General features: G+C 71.1%; 2 protein-coding genes. Both read right to left on the reverse strand.

Annotated features, from left to right (window positions below; genetic code table 11):
• Positions 1–213: 213 nt before the first annotated feature.
• Positions 214–450 (reverse strand): phosphopantetheine-binding protein, encoded by a 237-nt coding sequence (locus LO762_RS07890; protein ID WP_230613572.1) that lies wholly within the window; start codon positions 448–450, stop codon positions 214–216.
• Positions 447–7,802, reverse strand: coding sequence for a non-ribosomal peptide synthetase (locus LO762_RS07895; protein ID WP_308103541.1), 7,356 nt, complete (start codon positions 7,800–7,802; stop codon positions 447–449). Before LO762_RS07895 ends, LO762_RS07890 begins: the two co-directional genes overlap by 4 nt.
• Positions 7,803–7,810 lie beyond the last annotated feature (8 nt).

Below are 7,810 nucleotides of genomic sequence, written 5' to 3' on the forward strand. Positions count from 1 at the left end.
CAGCGGGCTGCGGAGCAACGGCTAACGCGCGGGCCGGGGGAGGCCCCGGCGGTCACGATGATCCGGTCGTTGGGGGTGTCCTGCGGGACGCGCTGATGCCGTCGCCCAGGACGACGCGCCCCTGGCCGTACCCGGCTTCGGCCAGGGAGCGCCGCGCGCCGTCCCCGATGGCGACGGGTGTGGTGTGGGTGGGTCGCGTAGTGAGAGTCGGGGTCAGGTGTTCTGGAGGGTTTGGAGGACGGTTAGCCAGTGGGTTAGGCGTTGGTCTTCGGCGAGGGTGATGTAGTCGATTTGGGGGAGGCCGGCTTCTCGCCATTTTTGGACTAGTTCCATGAGTCGGACGGAGTCCATGCCCTGGTCTCGGAGGTCGTCGGTGGGGTCTAGGTCGGTGGGGTTCAGGTAGAGGAGGTCGGCTATGTCGGCTCGGGCTTGGGCTTCGGTGATTTTCATGGGGTTTCTTCTTTGGTGAGTAGGTGGACTAGGGCGGGGACCCACTGGCGGGTGTGTTCGGGTTCGACTATGACTTGCAGGTGGCTGGCCGCTATGGGGACCGTCCTCAGGTTTGGGAGGAAGGGGGACCACATGGCGGCTAGTTGCTCCGGGTAGTCCGCTTGTTCGGCGTCTTTGGTGGCGGCTACCAGGAGGGTGGGGACGTTGAGGGTGCCGTGTGTGGGGGTCATTAGGAGGGAGTCGGTTCGGGCGGCGGCGATGGCTACGGCGCGGCGTTGGGTGGGGCTTAGGCCGCTGAAGATGCGTTCGGCTAGGTCTGGGCCTTCGTTTTCTTCTAGCTGGTTGGCTACTTGGTCTTGGAGGGTGACGTCGGCTAGTAGTTCGGCCATCTTTACTCCGGCTACGCTTACTTCCTCGTGTAGGGGGCCTTCGGCGATGGGGATGGCGTCGATGATGCCCAGGGCGCGGACCTTGTGGCCTCGGGCTATGAGTTCGTGGGCTACGGCGTAGGCCAGGTGGCCGCCCCAGGAGAAGCCGAGTAGGTCGTAGGGGCCGGTGGGTTGGGTTTGGGTGATGACGTCGGTGTAGGCGCGGCAGAGGTCTGGGAGGTCGGTGAAGTCCACCTGGAGGGCGCCGTGTACCGGGTCCTGGAGGCCGTAGACGCCCCAGGAGGGCGGGAGTAGGTCGAGTAGGCGCCGGTACATGGTGGCTAGACCGGTGTACTCGTGGAAGCAGAAGAGGGTTCGGTCGCCGGTGCCCTCGCGGAGGGGGAGCACCACGGCGTCGTGCAGGGTGGGGCCGGAGGACGTTGCCTGGGCGTCCAGGCTTTGGGCCAGTTCTGTCACGGTTTGGTGGGTGAAGACCTGCTTGACCAGGAGGTTGTGTTCGCCGGTGGTGTTCACCCTTGCCACCAGGCGCATCGCTAGCAGGGAGTTGCCGCCGATCTCGAAGAAGTTCGCCGTGGTGGAGACGCGGGCGACGCCGAGCAACTCGGCTACGGCCTCGGCGATCAGGGTCTCGGTGGCGGTGTTCGGGGCTACGTACTCCGCGCCTGCCGTTTCGATCTGCGGGAGGGCGCGGGCGTCGGTCTTTCCGTTGACGGTCAGGGGGATGTCGGCGACGGCGGCGAGGCCCGCCGGGACCATGTAGTCGGGCAGCAGTTCGCGGACGCGGGTGCGGACGGTGGTGATGTCGACGCTCGCGGGGTCGCCGTTGGCGGGCACCACGTAGCCGTAGAGCTGTACGGTGCCGGACGGGTCCTTGCGGGCGATCACGGCGGCGCGGGCCACCTGCGGGTCGGCCGCCAGGGCGTCGGCGACCTCGCCCGGTTCGATCCGGTAGCCGCGGATCTTCACCTGGTCGTCGGCTCGGCCGAGGAAGTCGATGTTGCCGTCCGGGGTCCAGCGGGCGAGGTCGCCGGTGCGGTACATCCGCTGGCCCGGCTCCCAGGGGCAGGCGGTGAAGCGTTCTGCCGTCAGGGCGGCCTGCTCCCAGTAGCCTCGGGCGATGCCGTCGCCCGCGAGGTACAGCTCTCCGGCGACGCCCGGCAGCGTCGGTTGCAGGTTGTCGTCCAGGATGTAGGCGCGGGTGTTGAAGATGGGCTTGCCTACGCTGGACGTGGGGCTGTCGGCGAGGTCGGCGCCGAGGGCGTTGATGGTGTACTCGGTGGGCCCGTACAGGTTGTAGGACTCGACGCCCGGGGCGTCGCGTAGCTGTTGCCACAGCCGTTCCGGCACCGCCTCGCCGCCGAGTGACACGAACACCACGCCGGGCGCGTCGGCGGAGACCGAGCGGCCGGCGGGCCTGTCGCGGTCGAGCAGGCCGTCGTCCACGAGGAGCTGGCCGTAGGACGGGGTGACGTCGAAACCGTCGATCCGGGCCTCGTCGTAGTAGGCCAGCAGCCGGGCGGGCTCGCGGCGCAGCTCCTCGTCGATGACGTGGACCTCGTGCCCGTTGAGCAGCCAGAACAGCTGCTCCCAGGAGGCGTCGAAGGAGAACGACGTGGTGTGCGCGATCTTCATCCGGCGGCCGCCCTGGTGTGCGACGACCCGGTCGAAGATCTCCTCGACGTGGTTGGCGTACATGTTCGTCAGGCCCCGGTAGCCGACCGCGACACCCTTCGGGCGTCCGGTGGAGCCGGAGGTGAACAGGACGTAGGCGAGGTTGTCGAGGGAGACGGCGCCGCCGCGTTCGGCGACGGTGATCGGGCCGGAGCCGTGCCGGGCGATCCCGTCCCTTACGCCGGGGGTGTCCAGGTTGACGACGCGGCCCGCGCCGTCGCCTAGCCGGTTCACGTCACGGTCGGTGACGAGCGTGACGGTCGGGCGGGCGATGGCCAGCATGTAGCCGATCCGGTCGTCAGGGTGCTCGGCATCGACCGGGACATATGCCGCGCCGACGGCGAACACCGCGAACATCGCGATCACCATGCGCTCGTCGCGCGGGAGCAGCAGGGCGACCCGGTGCTCGGGCCGCACCCCCTGGTCCAGGAGCATCCGGGCGTACCGGTGCACTTCGGCGGTGAACTCGGTGAAGGTGTAGCGGCGGTCACCGGCGACGAGCGCCGTCTCGTCCGGTGACAGCGCGACCTGCCGGGCGAGCAGGTCGCCGACCGTCACCGGCTCGACGGGGCGCGCCACTCCGGCGCCGCCCGGCGCGTCCGGCTCGTGCGGGAGCAGCGCGGGGACCTGGCCGACGGGCTCGGCGAGATGCTCGGTGAGGTACCGCAGCACCCTCAGGTAGCGCTCCAGGACCACGTCTGCGGCCGTCTGCTCGTAGGCGTCGCGGCGGAACGACAGCCGGACGTGCACGGCCGGGACGCCCTCGGACTCCCACGGGTTGACGGCGAACGTCAGCGGGTAGTGGGTCGCGTCGTTCAGGCCGCCGCCGGTCACCTTGGTGTCCGCGTCCTCGTCGCCGCCGACCTCGTACGGGAAGTTCTGGACGACAAAGAGGGTGTCGAACAGGTTGCCCAGGCCCGCGTCGTCCTGGATCCGGCTGAGCGAGGCGTGGGCGTGGTCGATGACGGTCGCCTGGTCGGCCCGCATCCGGGACAGCAGGCCGCCGACGGGCTCGAACGGGTCGAGCCTGACCCGCAGCGGCAGCGTGTTGAACAGCAGGCCGACGATCTGCTCGGCACCGGGCAGTTCGGGCGGGCGGCCCGAGACGGTGTTGCCGAACACCACGTCACCGCTGCCGGTGAGACGGCCCAGCGTGATCGCCCAGGCCGCCTGGAGCAGGGTGCCGACGGTGCTGCCCGCACTCCGCGCGGCGGTGAAGACGCGCGCCGCGTCGGCCGGGTCGAGGTCGCGGTGCAGGTCGCCGGTCTCGACGCGGCTGTCGCCGAGGTCGCCGCCGGACGGCCAGACGATCGACGGGCCGGCCAGATCGGCGAGGTAGTCACGCCAGGCCGTGTGCGTCGCGTCGGTGTCGCGGTCGGCGAGCCAGTCCAGGTAGTCCCGGAACGGCACTGCCGCGCCTTGGCCCGCTTCGTCCGGATTGTGGTAGGCGGCGAGGACCTCGGCCATGACGAGGTTCAGTGACCAGCCGTCCATCAGGATGTGCTCGAACGTCATCGCGAGCGTCCACGCCTGCGGGGCGCGCTCCAGCAGCACAAACCGGAGCAGCGGCGGCCGCTCGTGGTCGAACGGCGCCTCCCGCTCGGCGGCCAGGAACGCCCCCGGATCGTCCTGCCACTCGGCGCGGGTGACGACGCGGTAGGGCAGCGGCGTGTCTACCGGGACGACCTGGACCTCGCCCGCGCCCAGCGCGACAAAACCGGCGCGGAGGTTGGGGTGGCGGCGCAGCACCGCCGCCACCGCCGCGCCCATCCGGGCCGGATCGACGGCCCCGGACAGGTCACGGGTGACCTGCGAGACGTACGCGTTGTGGTCGTCGGTCTCGCGGGAGCGGACCATGTGGTACAGCAGGCCGCTCTGCAACGGGGAGAGCGGCATCAGCTCGGCGTCGGCCCCGTAACGGGCGCGGACCTGGGCGGCCTCGGCCGCCGTCAGCGGCAGCCGGTCGGCGCGGCGCAGCGTGGGCAGGTCTCGCGCGGTGTCGTCGGTGACGACGCCGTGGGTCGCGAGGTCGGCGAGGACGGCCTCGGCGAGCTGGCGCGCGTCGATCCCGACGCCGGACGCCGCCTCCGCGCGCACCGACACCCGCCCGCCCGTCCCGACGAGCACCGTGACGACCAGGGGCGCACCCGTGCCGTCGCCGACAAATGCCCGATGGTCGGCGCTTTCGGCGTTGGTGCGGAACAGGGCGATCCGGACGTTGGGCTCGGGGACGTCGTCGAGGAAGCGGCTCAGGGTGGTGTCGTGTAGCAGGGCCGCGTACTCGTCGGCTCGCCTTGCGTCCCACGACAGGGCCGTCTCCAGCTCCGGTGTCACCTCGTCGTCGTTGGTGACGCGTTCGCAGAGGTCGGCCGTGACGACGGCGGGGAAGCGGCGTACCGCACCGGCCGGGCCCGGCTCCGCGAACTCGATCACCAGGTCGTCGGTGACGCCGAGTGCGCGCACCAAAGCGGCGGTGAGGCGGGCGCGGGCGGCGGCCGGGGTTCCGGGGCGCACCGGGGCCGAAGCTGTGGCGGTGCTAGTCGTGGGCGAGGTCCCGTCGGGGGACGGCTGCCAGGGGTCGGCGTCGGCGAGGGCGTCGACGTGGTCGTCCCAGAAGGGGTCTTCGAGCGCCTCGCGTAGGGCGGCGGCGTCCGGGGTGGCGGGCTGTTCCGCTGGCACGACGGTGAGGACGGTGCCTGTTCGGTACGCCTCGACCAGGCGGGCGGCCAGGGGGGTCAGTGCGTCGAGCGCCTCGGGGTTCGGGCTCGCGGTGGTGAGTCGGCCGTGTCCCTCGTCGTCGATGCTGACGGCCAGGGGTCCGGTGTCGGGCGAGGCGAGCGACAGGTGTTCGGCGGCGGCCCGCCAGAGGGGCGCGTCGGCGATGTCGAAGCCGGGGATCGTGTGTCGGTAGGTCGGGGTGAGGTCGGCGGGCGTGGTGTCCCCGGCCAGCCGCACCAGCTCGGCGAGCTGGACGACCGGGAGGGACGGGTGGCGGCCGCCGAGCACCAGGAAGAGGCGCGCGGTCGCCAGCAGGCGCCGGGTGGTCTCGGCGGACATCAGTTCGCGGACGGCGTCGAGGTGCAGGCGGTACCCGCCCCCGGTCTCGCGGGCGAGGGCGAAGACCAGGTCGAACAGCGCGGGCGGCGCGTTGTCGTCGTCCAGTTCGGTGTACGTGGCCTCGTCGGGTGTGTAGGGCGCGAGGTGACGGCCCGCGACGGCGTTCGACTCGTCGGCGAGGTCGAAGAAGGCGGCCATCACCTGGAAAAGCGGGCTGACCCCCGGCAGGCGCGGCGGGTTGACGGCCTCCACAACGCTTTCGAACGGGACGAGCTTGTGCTCACCGGCTTCGATCGCACGATCGCGGACGGAGCGGAGAACCTGGTCAAAGCCCCGATCCGTGGCGATGTCGGCACGGACGACCGCCGTGTTCACGAAGTACCCGATCAGGTCATCCAGGCCCGGATCGTCGCGGAGGTCCACCGGGGTGCCCACCGGGACGGCCGTGCCCGCGCCCTCGGCCCACAGGGCGAGCGCGAGCGCGCCGACGAGCGCGTGCAGCGGGGTCGCCGCGCGCTCGGCCAGCAGGTCGAGCAGGTCGCCGACCTCCCCGGCGGCGAGCCCGACCGACACCGAGCGGACCGTCCTGGACTCGACGTCCGCGCGCGGGTGATCGAGGGGCAGCGGCGTTTCGGCGGGGATGCCGTCGAGCGTCTCCCGCCAGTGCGCGAGTTCGGCGGCGAACAGGGAGTCCGGGTCGTCGCGTTCGCCCAGGACCCGCTGCTGCCAGACCGCGAAGTCCGCGTACTGCCCGGCGAGCGGGGCGAGTTCGGCCCGGACGCCGTCGGCCTCCTCGGTGTAGAACGCGTCGAGGTCGCGCAGCAGCGGCGCGCTGGACTGCTCGTCGGTGACGATGTGGTGGCCGTGCACCGCGAGGACGTCTGCCTCGTCCGTGCGCAGCAGGGTGAACCGCATGCCGAACTCGGACGTGATGTCGACGGGCTCGTCCAGCAGGGCCGCCATCCGGTCCCGGACCGCTGCCGACGCGACCTGCTCCACGGCCAGCAGGCCGGAGCCCGGCACCGGGTGCACGACCTGGGCGAGCGCGCCTTCGCCGTCGAACGCGAAGGTCGTGCGCAGCACCTCGTGCCGTGCGAACAGGCGGCTGATCGCCCGCTCCAGGGCGGCGACGTCGGCCCGGCCGAGGAAGCGGAACGCGTCACCGGCGCGGTAGGCGCTCTCGCCGGACACCTGCTCGGTGACCCACAGCGCCTGCTGCCCGTACGAGGCGGGGAGCGTCTCGGGCCGGGTGACCTCGGTGAAGCGCAGTGCGGGGGCGGCAGCGCTCGGCGCCGCCTGCGGCAGCGCGGCGAGCCTGGCTACGGTCGGGTGGTCGAACAGGTTCCGGAGGGTGAGGGACGCGTGGAGACGCGCGTTGGCGCGGGTGATGGCACGGGTGGCCAGCAGCGAATGCCCGCCCAGGCGGAAGAAGTCGTCGTCCACGGATACCGAGGGGATCTGGAGGACTTCGGCGAACACTTCGGCGAGGACGCGTTCGGTCCGGGTCTGTGGTTCTCGGCCGGAGGTGTTCCCGAGGTCTGGGGTCGGTAGGGCGCGCCGGTCGAGTTTTCCGTTCGCCGTCACCGGTAGGGCGTCGAGGTGGGTAAAGGTGGTGGGGACCATGTATTCCGGGAGTCGCGCTTCGGCGTGGGCGCGCAGCGTTTCTTCCGGTGCCGACGTGATGACGTAGGCGGCGAGGAATTTGCCGCCTGCCGGGTGGTCGAGCGCGACGACGGCTGCGGCTGAGACGTCTTTGTGGTTTTCGAGGACGTTGCGGATCTCGTCGAGTTCGATACGGAATCCGCGAATCTTGACCTGGTCATCGACGCGGCCCAGGAATTCGAGCTGTCCCCGCTCGTTCCAGGCGACGAGGTCTCCGGTGCGGTAAAGGCGTTCGCCCGAGTCGCTGGCGATGAATCGTTCGGCGGTCAGGCCGGGGCGGCCCACGTAGCCGTCGGCGAGTTGTACGCCGCCCAGGTAAAGCTCGCCTACAACGCCGGGTGCGGTCGGTCGCAGCCAGGCGTCAAGCACGACTGCCCGCACGTTGGCGACCGGGCCGCCGATGGGGGCGACGGGAACGTGGGTCAGATCCACGTCGGCAAGGCTGATTCCGGTGGCGTCTACGGCTGCTTCGGTCGGGCCGTAGGTGTTCCACACGTTCACCCCGGCGACACTCTGCAGGCGGCGGCCCAGCCCAGCGGGCAGTGCCTCACCGCCGACGGACAGATGCCGCAGGGGTGAGA

Source organism: Actinocorallia sp. API 0066 (genome assembly GCF_020991275.1).
Taxonomy (GTDB): domain Bacteria; phylum Actinomycetota; class Actinomycetes; order Streptosporangiales; family Streptosporangiaceae; genus Actinocorallia.